The organism is Actinomadura sp. SCN-SB (genome assembly GCF_043906805.1).
Classification (GTDB): Bacteria; Actinomycetota; Actinomycetes; order Streptosporangiales; family Streptosporangiaceae; genus Spirillospora.
In genome coordinates, this window is the sequence record NZ_JBIMPP010000223.1 from 1 (window position 1) to 244 (window position 244).

Sequence of the window (244 nt, forward strand, 5' to 3'; positions counted from 1 at the left end):
TCCACGACACTGTCGCACTCGGGCGTGGCGTACTCGGGATGACTGCCCACATCCAGATACAGCCGCGCGCCGTTACGCAGGAACACATTGCTGCTGCGCCCCCACGACACCACCCGCCGGAACAGGTACCGCGCCACCTCATCAGGCGACAACCGCCGCTGCCCACGGAAGGTACAGGTCACGCCGTACTCGTTCTCAAGCCCGAAAATGCGCCTGTCCACACCGCGAGCCTATGCGGCCGTGA

1 protein-coding gene is annotated in these 244 nt (G+C 65.2%); it reads right to left on the bottom strand.

Annotated features, from left to right (window positions below):
* Positions 1–221 (bottom strand): proteasome accessory factor PafA2 family protein (locus ACGWYJ_RS39135; RefSeq protein WP_395111779.1); only part of this gene is annotated, 221 nt, incomplete at its 3' end.
* Positions 222–244: the final 23 nt, after the last annotated feature.